The sequence below is a fragment of the Sphingomonas sp. TX0543 genome, assembly GCF_048565505.1.
GTDB lineage: Bacteria > Pseudomonadota > Alphaproteobacteria > Sphingomonadales > Sphingomonadaceae > Sphingomonas.
Map to the genome: position 1 here is coordinate 2,366,028 of NZ_JBLZUS010000002.1, position 17,219 is coordinate 2,383,246.

Here is a 17,219-nt window from a genome sequence, read left to right on the forward strand (position 1 = left end):
GTCACACCTGGCGCTTGCGCACCGACCAGACGAAGCCGTCGTACCAGAAGTGAAGCAGCGAGCAGGCGATGAAGGGCGCGACGTACCACTTCAAATGTCCCGAGGCCGCCGCAGCGTAGCCAAGTCCGAATATACCGCTGCCAGCGAAGAATAGCAGCGCCGCCCGCTTGCGGCTGCCGCGCCCGAGCTTGTCGGTCATTCGGCCGCCCTCCTTCGCCCACACGAGCGCGAAATACTGGATGGCATGATAGAGATTCACCGTCGCCAGCGCCACCAGCGGCGGAGAGAAGCCCCATGCAAGTATCGAAACCGCGCCGGTGACTATCATCGTCGCCAGTTTATGCGCGGGTGGACGGTATCCACGTTGCGAGGCGCGGTAATAGTCGACGGCAGTCCAGCCGAGCACGATCGTGTAAAGCGATATGGCGGCGAGCCGGATGCCGTGGTTTTCGGCTGCCAGCACGCCGGGCAAGGCGGTCAGCGCGTGAAGCATCGTCCCGTCAAGGCGCTGGAAGTGGCTCAGATGGGTAGCCAGCGCCGCCCCGGCCGCGATTGGGCCGACGTAGAGTGCCCAGTTGAGCCTGAGATCGGTCGCGCGGAGCTGCTGCGGCGAGTTTCCGGCTTTCAGGTCATAGATTCGCGCGAAACCGAAGTTTTGCATCGCCGAATGATGGACGTCCCAGAAAACAGCGATAACCGCCGCAATGACGAGCGCGGTGGGCGACAGCAGAAGCGATGTGATCAATACGAGCGGAACCAGCGTCAGCCGTGTGCGATAGGCATCGAATACCTCGCGGTTCAGATAGGCGCGCGGCACCACCGCGATCAGATGCGCCCAGGTAAGCACTGAAATGACGCCGAACAGGCCGATCACCATGGGGCCGGTCGCAGCCTGAGGCGCCAATCGGTCCGAACCGCGCAACCACGCCTGGATCAGGAGGAACGCCACCAATGGCGCACCCCAGAAGAAGAACGCATCGCGGCGAGGCCCCAGTATCGCATGCGCAGGATCGGACAGCGCAGCTGATGGAACCGCCTCGAAAGACGACGAATATTGTGTTGCCAAGGCTCGTGCTCCGATAAACGCCGCATCGGAGTCTAAACCGTCCTGGTTAACGCTATCTCTAGCGCCCGCTTGTGGTGGCCGGCACCAGCGTGATCAGCCGACCGCGCTCTGCCCCGACTGCCGCTCGGCAATCGCCGCGAGCGCCTGCTTTTCGATCGTCTCCAATTCTAGCAGTGTCATTGTCAGCGCATCCCGCTGCGCCAGGAGCGCGTCGATTCGCGCACGGCAGCGTTCCGCGAGCGTCGCCATCTGTTCGATATGCTGCGGGTCGGCATCGTACAGATCGAGGAATTCCTTGATATCGCGCAATGTGAAACCCAGCCGTTTGCCGCGCAGAATCAGCTTCATTCGCGCCGTCTCACGTCGGGTGTAGATGCGCGCATTGCCCACGCGACACGGCTCGATCAGTCCGCGATCCTCATAAAGGCGCATAGCGCGCGGCGTGATGCCCAGGCTCGTCGCTACATCCTGTATGCCGCGAAGATCGTCATGCGGATCCGACATTTGCTCGCTCTCCCCCGGCATGCTTGTTCGCTTCCCTGCTTTCCGCGACCAGCTCCTTCTTCGAGAGCTTGCCGATCAACGTTTTGGGCAGATTGTCCCGGATCTCGATATCATGCGGAAGCTCTATTTTGCTTACCTTGTCGGCAAGGAACGCGCGCAAATCCTCGGCCGTAGCGCTTGTTCCGGGTTTGAGCGTGACGAAGCCTTTGGGCGATTGGCCGCGATAGCGATCGGGCACGCCGATCACCACCGCTTCGGCTACGGCAGGATGCTCATACAGCGCGTCCTCGATCACGCGAGGATAGACATTGTACCCGCTGCTGATGATGACATCCTTGATGCGATCCACGATGAAGAGATAGCCGTCGGCATCAAGATACCCGACATCGCCGGTGCGCAGCGCGCCATCGACGAAAACGGCGCGAGTCTCTTCATCGCGGCCCCAATACCCCTTCATCACCTGTGGCCCACGTGCGCAAATCTCGCCGCGTTCGCCCTCAGGGCAGATTGCCGCCGGATCGTCCAGATCGTGAATTTCGATCGTCGTGCCGGGGAATGGAATACCCGCGGAGCCCGGCTTCGTCGCGGCATCGATCGGGTTGCAGGTTATGATCGGCGACGCTTCCGACAGACCATATCCTTCTACCAGACGCGCCCCGGTGGTGCTGGTGAAGGCGTCATGAACCTCCGCGGGCAAGGGCGCGCCTCCCGATATACACGCACGAATACCGGAAAGGTCGATCGTCCGCGTCGCGGCCACGCCGGCGATCGCGCCGAATATCGTCGGCACGGCAGGGAAGAAGGTCGGCCGTGTCCGGGCGATCGTCTTCAGCGCATCCTGCAGCCGGAAGCGCGGCATCAGGATCATCTGCGCGCCGACGCGGATCGAAAAACTGAGCACGGTTGTCAACGCGAAGACGTGAAACAGCGGCAACACGCCCAGCACGCGATCCTGGGTCGGGCTTTCACCACCGACGTGAACTACCATCGCGTCAGCATTGGCGACAAGATTGGCGTGGGTCAGCATCGCCGCTTTGGGCAATCCCGTGGTGCCCCCCGTATATTGAAGAACCGCTACGGACTGGGGCGATACGGCTACCGGCGCCGGCTCTCGCCGCTTCGCGATCATCTCACGATAGGTGATATGCCGCGCATCATGCCGCGCCGGCGCGATGTCTCCTTGCTTGAACAGGCGATAGGCGATGCGCTTCAGCACCGGAAGTCCATCGGCGATCGGGCATGTAATCACGTGACGCACGCCGAGTTCGGCAGCGACCGTCGAAACGCGGGCGTGAACCTCGGTCAGATCGCAGGTGGCGATGACGTCCGCCCCGGAATCCTCCAGCAGATGCCGCAGTTCGCGCTCCACATACAGCGGATTCACGTTGACGACGACACCACCGAGCCGGAGCGTGGCGAGAAACAGGATCGGATAATGCGGCATGTTGGGCATGCACAAGGCGACCCGCGTCCCCTGGCCGACACCTAGTTCCTGCAATCCGCCCGCCGCAAGGCGCACCTGCGCGGCAAGCTCCGCATAGGTGGTGACGCTGCCCATGAAGTCGATCGCAGGCCAATCGGGATGCGCGGCGACGGTGGCATCGAACAGATCGGTGATCGGGCGCGGCACGGTGTTCAGCCTGGCTCCCCTGGCAATCGCCTGCGTTCCCACCATTCGCTCTCTCTCCTTGACGCCTTCTATCACGGCCTGGCGAAATCCTGTTGTCGCTCGACACGCTGTTGCTTATGCGGCCTTCCCTATAGGTGAGACAAGAGACCGAAAGGTCAGTCGACACTCACACTGTCGTGGGAGAGGAACGAATTTTGATAGGTATAACCCTGCTGGCCCTGGCGGCGATGGCTAAAGATGGCGCATCCGCTGACACCGCAATCGGGCGGTGGCGCACCGAAACCAGAAACGGCATCGTCGAAATCCAGCGATGCGGCGCATCCATCTGCGGCCGCCTCATAAGTTCTGACAAATTGCGTACCGACCCCGCGCTGAAAGATGCCAATAACAGCGACGCCAAATTGCGTGATCGCCCGCTCAAGGGACTGATGATCCTGAACGGTTTTACCCAGTCTGGCGGTGCGTGGAGCGGCGGCAAGATCTACAACGCCGATGACGGCCGTACGTATGGCGCGAAGATCACGCCGCTTGGCCGTGACTCACTTTCGGTCCGCGGCTGCGTTTTCGTGCCGCTGTGCAAGACGCAAACCTGGACGCGTGTGAACTGATTATCCCGATTTCGTATGTAGTTAGAGTAAGAGTAAAGGAGTAACCATGTCCCCCAGTATGAAGGCTTCGGTCGTCGCCGGCGCATTTGTTTCCGCATTCGCATTCGTTGGGCAGGCCCATGCGCAGGCTTTCTATCTTCAGGAGCAATCGGCGCGCGGCGCGGGCCGCGCCTTCTCCGGCGAGGTAGCCGATACGGGCGCCGCATCCTTGTGGTGGAATCCGGCCGCGATCGCCGATTCGGACAGTGTGGAAGTGACGCTCAATGCGTCGGCGATCCTGCCGCGTGGCGAAGTCGTGGATCGTGGCACCGTGATCGTGCGGCCGGCGCAGACGCCCGCGCCGGTGGGCGGCAGCGCGGTTTCGCGTAATCCGATCAACAATGGCGTGCTGCCGTCCGGAGCGTTTGTCGCCCCCCTGGGACGCGGCATCGCCTTTGGCCTCGCGGTAACGTCGCCATACAGCTTCACGACCGATTATAGCGATGCCAGCTGGGCACGCTATTCGGCGGATCGTACGCGGCTGCGCACCGTCGATATCCAGCCCTCGCTGGCGATTGCGCTGACGGACTGGCTGCGTGTCGGCGGCGGCGTGAATGTCGAATATACCGACGCGTCCCTCAGCAACAAACTGCCCAATCTGTCCGCCGCGCTTCCAGATGGTGAGCAGACCCTTTCCGGCAACGGATGGGATCTCGGATGGACCGCGGGCATGCAGATGCACAACGATTTCGCTACAGTCGGCGTCGCGTACAAATCTGCGATCAAGCACGATCTGAAAGGTGATCTGGTCATATCCGGGCTGCTTGGCCCGCTCGCGACGTCGAATGCTTCCCTGTCCGGGGTTCACGCGACCTTCTACACGCCGGCGCAGATCATCGTCGGCGGTCGGTTCCGCGCAACGAGCAAGCTGACGCTGAACGCCCAGGCGGTACGCTATACCTGGAGCAAATTCGATACGATCCAGCTTGGCGCGCCGATCAATGCGGCAATCCCGGAAAACTATCGTGATAGCTGGAGCCTTGCGGGCGGTGTCGATTACGCCGTCTCGCCACGCCTTACGGTTCGCGCCGGTGTACAACGAGCGATCACGCCGACGCAGGATGGCGAGCGCGACGCGCGCGTGCCGGATTCCAATCGGTGGAATTATGGCGCTGGTGCAAGCTTCAACGTGAGCAGGCGCTTCTCGGTGGACGCCGCGGCGAACTATGTCGATTTCGCCAACGCCTCGATCGACCGGATAACCGCCGCTTATGCCGGTACGCCGGCGCAGACGCCGGTGCTCGTCAACGGCGAATTGCAGAAGGCGCACGCGATAGTGTTGTCGCTGGGCGGCCGCCTGACCCTGTAATCGTCTCGGCCCGGATGGCGACATCCGGGCCGTTTTACCCATCACGCCCGATGCTGCTCCATCCGGTTTGTGGCAGGCCCGAGCAGCGCCGGTTCGAAGATCAGCGCGCAAACCAGCGTCCAGATCAACGAGATCATCAGTATCTCACCCATGCTGGCGGTGCCCGGATGATGCGATAGCCACAGGCTGCCAAACGCTGTTCCCGTCGCCAGGGCGCTGAACAGCACGGCGCGCGCCAGGCTCGATTGCAGCAGATTGATCGCGCCAGCGCGCCACGCCATCACGAAATAGATGTGAAAAGCGACGCCGACCCCGAACAACAACGGGAAGGCGATGATATTGGCGAAGTTGATCGGCTGACCGATGAGGACGCACGTGCCGAGCGTCAGAAAGATCGACAAGACAACCGGCGCCAATGTGAACGCCACTTCCCGCACGTTGCGCAGCACGATCAGCAGCAGCGCGCTGACCAGCAGGAATGCAATCACGCCAGCCTGAACGAACGCCGTCGCGACCGTGCTTGCCGCCGCCTGCGTCGCGACAGGCAGACCGGAAATGGCCGGAGTAATCCCCGCTACGGCGGTGCGAAAGCGACGGATGACCTGATTGTCATTGCTGTCGCCGGACGGAAACACCTGAAGCCGCAGCCTGCCATCGGGGGAAACCCAGTCCCGGACGATCGCGCCCGGCAGGTCACTGCGCGTTACGGCCGTCGCCTGTAGCGAGAGGCGTATTTGATCGAGCATCACGACAAGTGGCTGGGTCAGCAATGCATTGACCGCCCCGCGCCTGGCGGGCGTGCTGTGGGCGAGCCGATCGAACGCTGCGGCCAGCCGCAACATCTCCGGCCCGACTTTCCCATTCGCGGCTGTACGCAACTTCGCCGCCGCTTCGGACAGCGCGGTGATGGAATCGGCATCGCCCGGCGGGCTGGCGATATCGAGCGGATTGACCGTTACGTCGAGCAGCAGCGCGGCGTCCTGGATCAGCGCCAGCTTGGCCGGTTGATCGCTCGGCACGAAGCTATCCACCGAAACGACGTGGGAAACCTGCGGTAGCCGGGCAAGCCTGGCTGACAATGCCGCCGCGTCGGCTGTATCGGCCGCCAGCACGTCGATCACATTGGGTGTCCGATCGGGGTCTCGCGTCAGGTCGGCCAGCGCTCGCATCGCCGGTGCTTGTGTGTCGCGCAGATGAAGTGGGTTGAAATCGAACGTCACCCACGGGAGCAGTGCGATGCTGGCGGCGAGCGCAACCACGAACGCCCACAGCACTGTCCGCCGCCTGCGCTCCAGCAACCGATCGACCGGTGCCAGCGCGGCGAAGCCCATATCGCCGCGCGGCTTGCCGGGCCGGAAGGCAATCACCAGCGCCGGCAGCAGCGTAACGCTCAGTATCAGCGCCACCACCATGCCCAGGCCGGCGATGATGCCAAGCTCGGCGATCCCGATATAGTCCGTCGGCAGGAACGCGCCGAAACCCAGAAAGATCGAGCCCGCCGCGAGCGTCAGCGGCGCGCCCAAGGCGATCGCGGACTGGCGCAGCGCTGTCTCAGGCACGGCGCCCGCATCCCGCTCGGCATTGTAGCGCACGCAAATCTGGATGCCGAAATCCACCCCCAGGCCCACGAACAGCGGGATGAAAGCCACGGAGATCAGGTTGAACCGCCCCACCGCAAGCAGCCCTATCGCCATGGTGACGACGAGGCCAAGAACGATCGTCGTCATGATCGCCGCGACCAGCCGTGCCGATCGGGTCGCCAGCCATAGCGTCATCAGCATCGCGGCGAGCATCACGAACCCGACGAACCCGATATTCTCCTGGAGCGTGGCGAACTCCTCGTCAGCAAGCGGAACCTCGCCGGTAAGCTGCACGCGCACGCCGTGCGCGGCATCCAGCCCAAGTGTGGCGGCCGCCTGCCTCACGGCATCGCTCGCCGCCGCGCCGGGCATCAGCGCGGCGTGATCGAGCAATGGCTGCGCGAGGATCAGTCTGCGCGTCGGCGGCGCAAGCCCAGCCTTTTCGGCAGCGAACAGCTTCTGCCACGAAAAAGGCTGTGGCCTGCCATTCAGGGCACCATCAACCGCATCGGCCAGCGCACGGACCGGCCTGTCGATCCGCTCTGCTGCAACCTGCCCGGTGGCGATCCCGTCGGCCATCGCAGATACCGCGCCAGCCACTCCCCGCAAGCTCGGATCGGCGGCGAGCGGGCCCAGCATCGGCTGCGCCTCGATCAGTGCCGTCGTCGCCTCGCGCACCTCCTGCTCGGAACCGAACAGCAGGCCTTCGCGCGCAAAAAAATCGCCGCCGTCGGGGCGCGACACCCGCCGGAAATGCTTGTTGTCGCCCGCCAGTCGCGTCGCGAGCCGTTTCGTGGCGTCTTCGGCAAGTTCAGGCGTCGCGCCGTCGATCATCACGAGCATCGCGTCGCGGAGTTGCGGAAACGCGGCTTCCATCGCGCGTTCCTGCTGCCGCCAGGGCACGTCAGGGGATATAAGCGCCGCCGTATCGGTCGTCATCGCGAACCGGTCCACCACGATCATCAGCGCCAGCGCGGACAGGAGCAGTCCGGCAATGATCGTCAGCCACGGCCGGCGAATGCTCGCCGAAACAACGCGCACAACGGGATTTGCCATGCTCAGCGCGACGGCGGGCCGGAAGGCCCGGTGAAATACCGCAGGTTGAGCCGGATCACCTTGCTGGTGCCGTCAAAGGTGAACGCCGCCTCGGCGAATTTCGGCGGCCCGAACCTTATCCTGGCATCGTTCGAAAATCCGATCCCCTCCTTCGGAATGCCGAACAGCCCGCGATCTACCTTGCGATTGCCATTCTCGTCGAGAAACACTTGCACGGCGTATCGACCGGCCGGCAGATTGCGTACACTTACCCGTGTTTCGCCGAGGCGCGCGGCCGCATCGCCGGACCAGGGGCAATCCTCCTTCAGAAACGTCGCCTCCGGGCAGACATCGACATGGACGATGCCCCTGGCGACGCGGACGTTGCCGATATCGACGGTCAACGTGCCATGGCCTTCCGGGGCCGACGCCGCGGCCGGGGCCAGTGCGATGGTCATCAGTGCGGTGGCGAGGATGACCTTTGACCAGCCGGTCACGCTGTGGCGCCGACGGTGTCGGCCTCGTTCCATCGGAGTGCGGTGAGGACGGTCTTGACGATATGGTCGGCGTCGAGGCCGGCCTGGGCATATTGCGCTTCGGGTTTGTCGTGATCCTGGAAGATGTCGGGCAGGCGCATGGTGCGCAGCCTGAGCCCGGCGTCGATCAGCCCGGCGTCGGAGGCGAACGTCAGCACATGTGCGCCCAGCCCGCCGATCGCGCCTTCCTCGATCGTCACCGCCACCTCGTGCGTGGTCAGCAGCCGCCGGATCAGTTCCTCGTCCAGCGGCTTGGCGAACCGCAGGTCCGCCACCGTCGTCGACAGGCCCTTCGCCTCCAGCGCATCGGCCGCCTTCAGCGCCTCCGCCAGCCGCGTGCCCAGCGACAGGATCGCCACCGTCTTGCCCTCGCGCACCACCCGGCCCTTGCCGATCGCCAGCCGCTCCGGCACCGCCGGCAACGCCGCGCCCGTGCCGTTGCCGCGCGGATAGCGCACCGCGATCGGCCCTGCATCATGCTCCACACAGGTGTGGACCATATGCACCAGTTCCGCCTCGTCCGCCGCCGCCATCACCACGAAGTTCGGCAGCGAGGCCAGATAGGTCACGTCGAAGCTGCCCGCGTGCGTCGCCCCGTCCGCGCCGACCAGCCCCGCCCGGTCGATCGCGAAGCGCACCGGCAGGTTCTGGATCGCCACGTCATGCACCACCTGGTCATAGGCGCGCTGCAGGAACGTCGAATAAATCGCGCAGAACGGCCGCATCCCCTGCGCCGCAAGCCCCGCCGCGAACGTCACGCCATGCTGCTCGGCGATCCCCACGTCGAACGCGCGCGCCGGGTGCCGCTTCGCGAACCGGTCCACCCCGGTGCCCGACGGCATCGCCGCCGTGATCACGCACACCCGCGGATCGCGATCCGCCGCGTCCGCCAGCGCATCGCCGAACACGTTCTGATAGGCCGGCGGGCCCGGCGGCGCCTTCGCCTGCGCGCCCGTTATCACGTCGAACTTCTGCACCCCGTGATATTTGTCCGCCGCCGCCTCCGCCGGGGCATAGCCCTTGCCCTTCTTCGTCACCACATGGACGAGGATCGGCCCCTCCTCGGCATCGCGGACATTCTCCAGCACCGGGATCAGATGATCCAGATTGTGCCCGTCGATCGGCCCGACATAGTAAAAGCCCAGCTCCTCGAACAACGTGCCGCCCATCGTCATCCCGCGCGCGAACTCGTCGGTCTTGCGCGCGGCATTGTGGAACGGGCGCGGCAGCCGCCGCGCGATCCGCTTCATCACCTCGCGCAGCGACAGGAACTCGCGGCTCGACACGATCCGCGACAGATACGCCGACAGCCCCCCCACCGGCGGCGCGATCGACATGTCGTTGTCGTTCAGGATCACCACCAGCCGGTTGCCCGCGCTCTCCGCGTTGTTCATCGCCTCATAGGCCATGCCCGCCGACATCGCCCCGTCGCCGATCACCGCGATCGCCTTGCCCGGCGCTCCCGACAGCCTGTTCGCGATCGCAAACCCCAGCGCCGCCGAAATCGACGTCGACGAATGCGCCGCGCCGAACGGATCATACTCGCTCTCGCTGCGCTTCGTGAAACCCGAAAGACCCCCGCCCTGCCTCAGCGTGCGGATCCGCGCGCGCCGACCCGTCAGGATCTTGTGCGGATAACATTGATGCCCGACATCCCAGATCAGGCGATCCCGCGGCGTATCGAACACGTAATGAAGCGCCGTCGTCAGCTCCACAACCCCAAGGCCAGACCCCAGATGACCACCCGTCTGGCCCACCGCCGAAATCACCTCCAGCCGCAGCTCATCCGCCACCTGACGAAGATCAGACGCCGAAAGCAAACGCAAATCCGACGGCTCACCTATCCTGTCCAGCAACGGCGTCTCAAATATTCCAGTCATCCGGCTCCTGTCCCCTCCGATCAAAGCTAGGGTCCAAATTCGATCTGGACAACGGCGGGCGGCATCGATGTTATTTCGGCGATGTGGCAGGAATGTGGGCCGCCGGTTCGCCCGACGGATCATGCAAACCCGCGCCGCCGGGATCCTCCATCGGATCGTCCAGTTCGGTCGGGGCGCTTTTCCGGTGCCGTATCTCGGCAATTTCTGCGGCACGATTCTGGAGCCAGACGGATCGTAGCGTCGCATACGGATCCACCGCGCCGCTGAACAGCGCGCGCAGATCGGCATCGGATTCGGCGCGCAGGTCAAGCCCGGTGATCGCGCCGCTGGCCACCTGATAGCGCCAGTCGGTGAACGGTTTGCCGATCGCGACCGGCAACACCGCGCCATCGACCGGCCCTCCCAGCACATCGCGCAAGGTGGTCGGCCCGACGAATGGGAGGAACAGATACGGGCCGGGCCCGACGCCGTATCGCGCCAGCGTGTTACCGAAGCTGTTGTCGCGATGCGGAATGTTGATGCCCTCCGTTCTGGCGAGATCCAGGATACCGCCTACGCCAAGGGTGGAATTGACGGTGAACCGCACGAGCGTGCGCCCGGCCTTGCCGAATTTGAGCTGCAACAGGTAATTGAGGAAAACGACAGGCTCGGTCAGATTGCTGAAAAAATTGCGTAATCCCGCACGCGCCGGCTTTGGCACGGCATGCTTGTACCCCATCGCAAGCGGCCGGTAGACCGCCTTGTCGAACGACTGGTTCGACCGGAACATTTTGCGATTGAAGCCTTCGAGCGGATCGCCCTTGATGCGGCCGGGCGGCGCCGTCGGCCTCCCGCCCGGGGTCGCTGGGTCGGACAGCGGATCCGCCAGTTCGGGAGACGCTGGTACGGCGGATACCTGCGCTTCGACGGGCGCAATCGTCTCGATCTGCGGGTCAGGCCCCGGAACGGCGAGAAGCGCCATCGCCGGGAAAAGCGCCGGAAGGATCAAAAACTGCCCTTTGCCGCGAGTGCGTCCAGATGCGTGACCAATGCCCTGGCGCCGCCCTTGGCGAGAACGCTCGCGAAATCCGCGCGGCGCGTTGCGATCTGGCTGATCGCGTTACGGTAAAACACGTCGATGATCTTCCAGTCACCTCCGCTCGCACGAAGGCGATAGCTGATCGCAATCCCGGCCTTGCCCGGTGACGTAAGTGTCGTGCGCACCAGCTTGTCGCCCCCCCGAGCCTCGATCTGCGGGGCGATGGTGAAGGCCTCGCCGGACCAGTCGTCGAAATTGGCGGCATATTGCGCGATCGTCAGGCGTCGGAACGCGGCGACGAGCGCCTGTTGATCCGCTGGCGCAATCGTCGTCCAGCTCGGGCCGACGGCGAGCCGGGTCATCAACGGCAGGTCAAAGGCGCGATCGATCACCGGCGCGATCGTCGCCGCGCGACTCTTCGCATTGCCCTTCGCTTTCATGATCGCGATGAGCCCGTCATCGAGCGACTGTACGGTTGTACGCGCCGGATCGGCCTGCGCCATCGCCGGTGCCGGGATAGCCAGCGCGAGCAGCAGCGCCGGCGAAAGGGACATACGCATGTAAACACTCCCGATCGGTAAGACGCGATTACCCCGATCGGCAGCGACCCGTCCACCCCGCGTTTCCGCCTGCCACAATTGCGCCTTTTGTATTTGTGATCCCATGTCTATCTCAAGACACCTGCCCGGCGGGAGGGAATGGCATGCACATCGAGATGACCCCGACAGCCCGTCAACCGCTGAACATTCTGCTCGCGAATCCGCGTGGGTTTTGCGCCGGTGTCGTCCGCGCGATCGAGATCGTTGAGCGGGCGCTGCAGCTTTATGGGGCGCCGGTCTATGTTCGGCACGAGATCGTCCACAACCGGCACGTGGTGGATCGGCTGCGCGGCATGGGTGCCATCTTCGTCGAGGAACTCGATGAGATTCCGGCTGGCGCGCCGACCATCTTCAGCGCACACGGTGTTCCGCGCTCGGTACAGGAGGCGGCGGTTGAGCAGGGACTGCCGGTGCTTGATGCCACGTGCCCGCTCGTCGCCAAGGTGCATGTGCAGGGCCGGCGGTATGCGAAGGCGGGGCGCACGCTGGTGCTGATCGGTCATGCCGGCCATGCGGAGGTGATCGGCACGATGGGGCAGATCGATGCGCCGGTTCACCTCGTCTCGACCGTGGCGGACGTGGAATCGCTGCCGATCGCACCGGACGCGCCGATCGCCTATATCACCCAGACCACGCTCAGCGTCGACGATACGCGCGGGGTTATTGTCGCGCTGAACGCGCGCTTCACCAATGTGCAGGGCCCGGACATCGCCGACATCTGCTATGCCACGCAAAACCGCCAGACCGCGGTTCGCGATCTCGCGCTCAACAGCGATCTGGTCATCGTGGTCGGCGCGCGGAACAGCTCGAATTCCAGCCGCCTGCGGGAGATCGGTGACGAGATGGGCGTGCCCAGCTATCTCATCGATGACGGTAGCGCCGTCGATCCGGCGTGGCTGGATGGCGTGGAGACGATCGGCGTCACAGCCGGAGCGTCGGCGCCTGACGAGTTGATCGAAAGCGTTATTGCCGCCATTGCTGCGATCCGCCCGGTATCGGTGCGGCAATTGGACGGCGCGGCCGAGAACGTCTCATTCGCGCTCCCGCCCCAATTGCGCCGCCGTGCCCGCGTGGCCGCTGAATAGGATTACCCCATGAGCCTGCCGCTTTCCCAGATCGCCCGCATCGGCGCCTACACGCTAAAGCAGCATATCAGGGGCGGCAAATATCCGCTCGTGCTGATGCTGGAGCCGTTGCTGCGTTGCAACCTGGCCTGTCCGGGATGCGGCAAGATCGATTATCCCGATCCGATCCTCAATCAGCGCATGAGCTATGAGCAGTGCATGGACGCGATCGATGAATGCGGGGCGCCCGCCGTCTCGATCGCCGGCGGCGAGCCGCTGCTGCACAAGGATATGGCGCGGATCGTGAAGGGCTATATCGCCCGGAAGAAGTTCGTGATCCTCTGCACGAACGCGCTGCTGCTGAAAAAGAGGATCGACGAATACGAACCGTCGCCCTTCTTCACCTGGTCGATCCATCTCGATGGCGACCGGCAGATGCACGACCACGCCGTCGACCAGACCGGAACCTACGACATCGCGATCGACGCGATCAAGCTCGCCAAGGCGAAGGGCTTCCGGGTCCAGGTCAATTGCACCGTATTCGACGGGGCCGATCCCGCGCGGCTGGCCGCCTATTTCGACGAGATGGAGGCGTTGGGCGTCGAGATCACCATCTCGCCGGGCTATGCCTATGAGCGCGCCGCCGATCAGGAGCATTTCCTCAATCGCGAGCGGACGAAGCAATTCTTCCGCGATGTGTTCACGCGCGGCAATGGCGGCAAGGACTGGACCTTCACCAATTCGCCGCTGTTTCTCGATTTCCTGGCCGGCAACCAGACCTACGAGTGCACGCCGTGGTCGATGCCGCTGCGCACGATCTTCGGCTGGCAGAAGCCATGCTACCTGCTTGGCGAAGGTTATGTCGCCACCTTCAGGGAATTGATGGAGGGCACCGACTGGGAGCAATATGGCGTCGGCAAGTACGAGAAATGCTCCAACTGCATGACGCATTGCGGGTTCGAGGGCACCGCCGCGACCGATGCGATCCGCCATCCGCTCAAGATGTTCGGCATCGGGCGAAAGGGGGTGCGGACGGAAGGGCCGATGGCGCCCGACGTGGACCTGTCACACGCCCGTCCTTCCGTTGATGTTCACTCCTCGCACGTCGGACGCGAACTCGCGCGGATCAAGGAGATGGACCCGGAGGGCTTCAGGCGGGTTCAAAAGGTCGCCTGACGCTCCCACGCCGGTTCATGCGAGGGAGCGGCTTCATATCAGCGCCCGCGCCGCTTCCGAAAACGCCCGCCTGAGGCTGGCGAACGCTTCGGCCGCCTGCCTTCCCGTGCGGACCAGCGCTGGCAACTGTCGCGGATCGCGCGCCAGAGACGAGAGCACCGCGCCGAGCGCCATGCCGCCATCTGGCCGCATCCCCACCAGCGCCGCTGGCGGAAGATCGTCCATCGCACGGTCCGAGATCACGCGAAGCACGGCGAAGGGTTGGCCGCGCCGTCGCGCAACCCGCCCGGCAATGTGACTCTCCATATCCACCGCGATCGCCTGGCTGCGTCGATACAGGTCAGCCTTGTGTATCGCCGTTGCGGCAACCGCCTCCTGCCCCACCACCGCACCATGGTGAGCGGATGGCAGGACACGACGTAAACGCCCGACGATCGCCGGATCGCCATCGACCACCACATCGCCCGGCATCAGCACGGGCGACAGCGCGCCCGCGATGCCACATGACAGGACGATGCCCGGAAACCTCTCCGTGGCCGCCTCCAGCTCCGCCTCCAATCGCGTGGCATCGCCGCCGCCGATTACTGCGACGACGCCCGCACGCTCGAAGATCCGCGCCTCGCGCTTCAGCCCGCAGGCGACGATCAGCGTCACATCCCGACCGAAACGCGTTTCGTGTTCGAGCGCTTGAGGTTGCGATAGCGCGCCAACGCCCACAGCGGGAAATATTTCGGATAACCGTGATAGCGCAGGTAAAAGACCCGCGGGAAGCCGCCGCCGGTATAGTGTTCCTGCCCCCACAAGCCGTCCGCTTCCTGATGCGCTGCCAGCCAGCCCACGCCGCGCTTCACCGCGTCGCTATCCACCTTGCCCGCCGCCATCAGCCCCAGCAGTGCCCAGGCCGTCTGCGACGCGGTCGATGGCGCCGGGGTGTGGCCGGTTCGGTCGAGCGCGTAGCTGTCGCAATCCTCGCCCCAGCCACCGTCCGGGTTCTGGATTGCCTCCAGCCAGGTGATCGCGCGCGCGACCATCGGCTCTTCCGGCCCCAGCCCGGCGGCGTTCAGCGCACACAGCACAGACCAGGTGCCGTAGATATAGTTCACGCCCCACCGGCCGAACCAGCTGCCATCCGGCTCCTGTTCGCGGCGCAGATAATCGATAGCCGCCGCCAGACGCGGGCTGTTCTCAGGGCCCTCGCCCAGTTGTGCCAGCATCGATACGCACCGCGCAGATACGTCTGCAGTGGGTGGATCGAGAAGCGCGCCATGATCGGCGAAGGGCAGATTGTTGAGATATTCATGGCTGTTATCGGCGTCGAACGCCCCCCAGCCACCGTTTCGTGATTGCAGCCCGACTGTCCATTCGACCCCGCGATCGACCGGGGTGCGGTCCGCAATCGCCGCCCGGTCCATTGCCATCACCACGACGGCCGTGTCGTCCAGATCGGGGTAATGATCGTTGTTATACTGAAACGCCCAGCCGCCCGGGCGGACCCCGGGTCGCTCCTCCGCCCAGTCTCCCTTCACATCGAGAACCTGGCGTGGTTTCAGCCAGTCCAGCGCGGCTTCCGCACGCGCCACATTGGCCTCCCCGCCCGCTTCCAGCATCGCATGCGCGGCAAGCGCCGTATCCCACACCGGCGAGACGCAGGGCTGGCAATAGGCCTCGTCATCGCTGACCACCAGCAGCCGCTCGACAAATTCCCGGGCGATCGCGCGGGCCGGATGATCCGGCGCATAGCCCATCAGATCGAACATCATCACGCTGTTCGCCATCGCCGGATAGATCGCGCCCAGCCCGTCTTCGCCGTTCAGCCGCTCGGTCACCCAGCCCACGCAGGCGTCCAGCGCGCGCTGGCGGAGCTTCCTGGGCCACAGCCCGTCTCCCGCCTTCAGCACGCGATCGAGCATATTGAACCCGATGGTCCACAACCATTTGGGATCGGCCGCCTTTGTGCCCGCGCGGACAGGCTTGCCGGTGTAAAGCTCATCCACTTTCACCCCGGTCACATTGCGTGCCACGGGTTTGAGCGCGCAGAGCACGAGCAGCGGCACCACCACGGTGCGCGCCCAATAGCTCATCTTCGACAGATGTATCGGAAACCAGCGCGGCAACAGGATCAGCTCCGGCGGCATGGTCGGCACGACAGACCACGGCCCGGCGTCGTAAAGCGCGAGCTGGATGCGCGTGAAAACATTGCTCGCCGCCGCGCCGCCTGCCGCCAGTATCGCTTCACGCGCGCGCGCCATGTGCGGTTCGTCCACAGCGTCGCCGATCATCCTGAGCGCGTAATAAGCCTTTACGCTCGCGCTGATGTCGAACGATCCGGCATGGAACAGCCCCCAGCCGTGATGCTCGGCCGACTGGATGCGCCGGAGGTAGCGGCCGATCTTCGCCTCCAGCCCGGCATCGACCGGCTCGCCAAGATAGTGACGCAGCAGCACATATTCGGCCGGGATCGTTGCATCGGCCTCAAGTTCGAAAACCCAATGCCCGTCAGGCCGTTGCGCAGCCTGCAGCGCGGCGCTGGCGCGGTCGACCGATGCATCGATGGCGGCAAGCGGATCTTCGGTCACATCCGGCATCGCTATTACCTCTCCCCACCACTCACCAACGACGCGACCGTTTCACCCGATCGCAGCGCGCCCTCGATCGTTGCGGGCAGCCCGGTCTGCGTCCAGTCCCCCGCCAGGAAAAGATTGCGCCAGCGCGTTGTCGCGGGCGGGCGCTTCGCGTCCTGCGCGGGCGTGGCGGAGAAGGTAGCGCGCTTCTCCTTCACGATCTGCCACGCGGGCAACGGCGCCCTGAACCCATAGCCCTGTTGAATATCGTTCCAGAACAGCCACGCCAGCTCCTCGCGATCGCGTTCAACAATCGTGTCGGCGTGACTGACCGTCACGGAAATGCGGTCGGGAAAGGCGAACAGCCATTCTGCTGTTCCACCCAGCATTCCAAGCATCGCTGGCGCGCCCGACGGAGGCCGAATCGCGAAATGCCCGTTGACGATGGCGTGAAAGACATCGGGCACCTCGATCTCCGGGAGTAGCGCGGCCGCTACCCATGGCGGCACTGCGAGGATCACCACTTCATCTTCAGCCACCGCCTCCGGCCCCGCTCCCCAGTCCAGCGCGATCACGCGGTTGCCGTCCGTCAACGCCCCGCGCAAGCGTCTGCT

Annotated in this window: 15 protein-coding genes; 4 read left to right on the forward strand and 11 right to left on the reverse strand. The window is 64.5% G+C overall.

The window, feature by feature from the left end; all coding sequences use genetic code 11:
* Position 1: 1 nt before the first annotated feature.
* The 3 genes from ACM61V_RS11930 to ACM61V_RS11940 form a co-directional block, all read right to left on the reverse strand.
* The gene (locus ACM61V_RS11930) at positions 2 to 1,066 is read right to left on the reverse strand and encodes a hypothetical protein (RefSeq protein ID WP_419714015.1); all 1,065 of its coding nucleotides are present in this window, start codon (positions 1,064 to 1,066) and stop codon (positions 2 to 4) included.
* A 93-nt stretch (positions 1,067 to 1,159) separates the two neighbouring features.
* Positions 1,160 to 1,570, reverse strand: a complete 411-nt coding sequence (locus ACM61V_RS11935) for a MerR family transcriptional regulator (protein WP_137786222.1) — start codon at positions 1,568 to 1,570, stop codon at positions 1,160 to 1,162.
* Positions 1,554 to 3,245: a long-chain-fatty-acid--CoA ligase gene (locus tag ACM61V_RS11940; protein ID WP_137786223.1), complete on the reverse strand. Its 1,692-nt coding sequence runs from the start codon at positions 3,243 to 3,245 to the stop codon at positions 1,554 to 1,556. Before ACM61V_RS11940 ends, ACM61V_RS11935 begins: the two co-directional genes overlap by 17 nt.
* Positions 3,246 to 3,427: 182 nt before the next feature.
* Between ACM61V_RS11940 and ACM61V_RS11945 the strand changes: the two genes are divergently transcribed.
* Together ACM61V_RS11945 and ACM61V_RS11950 are read left to right on the forward strand one after the other, a co-directional pair.
* A complete protein-coding gene (locus tag ACM61V_RS11945; protein ID WP_137786256.1) occupies positions 3,428 to 3,808 on the forward strand; it encodes a DUF2147 domain-containing protein in 381 nt (126 codons plus the stop codon).
* A 46-nt stretch (positions 3,809 to 3,854) separates the two neighbouring features.
* Entirely contained in the window at positions 3,855 to 5,156 is a 1,302-nt protein-coding gene (locus tag ACM61V_RS11950; protein ID WP_137786224.1) for an OmpP1/FadL family transporter, read from the forward strand.
* Positions 5,157 to 5,197: 41 nt separating this feature from the next.
* Here ACM61V_RS11950 and ACM61V_RS11955 read toward each other — a convergent pair whose 3' ends face one another.
* From ACM61V_RS11955 to ACM61V_RS11975, 5 genes are all read right to left on the reverse strand, one after another.
* A complete protein-coding gene (locus ACM61V_RS11955; protein ID WP_137786225.1) occupies positions 5,198 to 7,792 on the reverse strand; it encodes an MMPL family transporter in 2,595 nt (864 codons plus the stop codon).
* A gap of 2 nt (positions 7,793 to 7,794) precedes the next feature.
* Positions 7,795 to 8,268 carry a DUF2141 domain-containing protein gene (locus tag ACM61V_RS11960; RefSeq protein ID WP_419714016.1) on the reverse strand — a complete coding sequence of 158 codons (474 nt, stop codon included), beginning with the start codon at positions 8,266 to 8,268 and terminating at the stop codon, positions 7,795 to 7,797.
* On the reverse strand, positions 8,265 to 10,187 hold the full coding sequence (gene dxs, locus ACM61V_RS11965) for a 1-deoxy-D-xylulose-5-phosphate synthase (protein WP_419714017.1): 1,923 nt from the start codon (positions 10,185 to 10,187) through the stop codon (positions 8,265 to 8,267). The genes ACM61V_RS11960 and dxs overlap by 4 nt, the downstream gene beginning before the upstream one ends.
* A 70-nt stretch (positions 10,188 to 10,257) precedes the next feature.
* The gene (locus ACM61V_RS11970) at positions 10,258 to 11,175 is read right to left on the reverse strand and encodes a VacJ family lipoprotein (RefSeq protein WP_249341516.1); all 918 of its coding nucleotides are present in this window, start codon (positions 11,173 to 11,175) and stop codon (positions 10,258 to 10,260) included.
* Positions 11,172 to 11,765, reverse strand: coding sequence for an ABC transporter substrate-binding protein (locus tag ACM61V_RS11975; protein WP_137786504.1), 594 nt, complete (start codon positions 11,763 to 11,765; stop codon positions 11,172 to 11,174). Before ACM61V_RS11975 ends, ACM61V_RS11970 begins: the two co-directional genes overlap by 4 nt.
* A gap of 143 nt (positions 11,766 to 11,908) precedes the next feature.
* On the opposite strand from ACM61V_RS11975, the gene ispH reads away from it, so the two are divergent.
* Entirely contained in the window at positions 11,909 to 12,889 is a 981-nt protein-coding gene (gene ispH, locus ACM61V_RS11980) for a 4-hydroxy-3-methylbut-2-enyl diphosphate reductase (protein ID WP_249341517.1), read from the forward strand.
* A gap of 9 nt (positions 12,890 to 12,898) precedes the next feature.
* Positions 12,899 to 14,044, forward strand: coding sequence for an adenosyl-hopene transferase HpnH (gene hpnH / locus ACM61V_RS11985; protein ID WP_419714018.1), 1,146 nt, complete (start codon positions 12,899 to 12,901; stop codon positions 14,042 to 14,044).
* A 33-nt stretch (positions 14,045 to 14,077) separates the two neighbouring features.
* On the opposite strand, the gene ACM61V_RS11990 is transcribed toward hpnH, so the two are convergent.
* The 3 genes from ACM61V_RS11990 to ACM61V_RS12000 are packed head-to-tail and all read right to left on the reverse strand — an operon-like array spanning position 14,078 to position 17,198.
* On the reverse strand, positions 14,078 to 14,698 hold the full coding sequence (locus tag ACM61V_RS11990) for a phosphorylase (protein ID WP_137786506.1): 621 nt from the start codon (positions 14,696 to 14,698) through the stop codon (positions 14,078 to 14,080).
* The gene (gene shc, locus ACM61V_RS11995) at positions 14,695 to 16,620 is read right to left on the reverse strand and encodes a squalene--hopene cyclase (RefSeq protein WP_419714019.1); all 1,926 of its coding nucleotides are present in this window, start codon (positions 16,618 to 16,620) and stop codon (positions 14,695 to 14,697) included. Before shc ends, ACM61V_RS11990 begins: the two co-directional genes overlap by 4 nt.
* A gap of 14 nt (positions 16,621 to 16,634) precedes the next feature.
* The gene (locus tag ACM61V_RS12000) at positions 16,635 to 17,198 is read right to left on the reverse strand and encodes an FAD-dependent oxidoreductase (RefSeq protein WP_419714020.1); all 564 of its coding nucleotides are present in this window, start codon (positions 17,196 to 17,198) and stop codon (positions 16,635 to 16,637) included.
* Positions 17,199 to 17,219 lie beyond the last annotated feature (21 nt).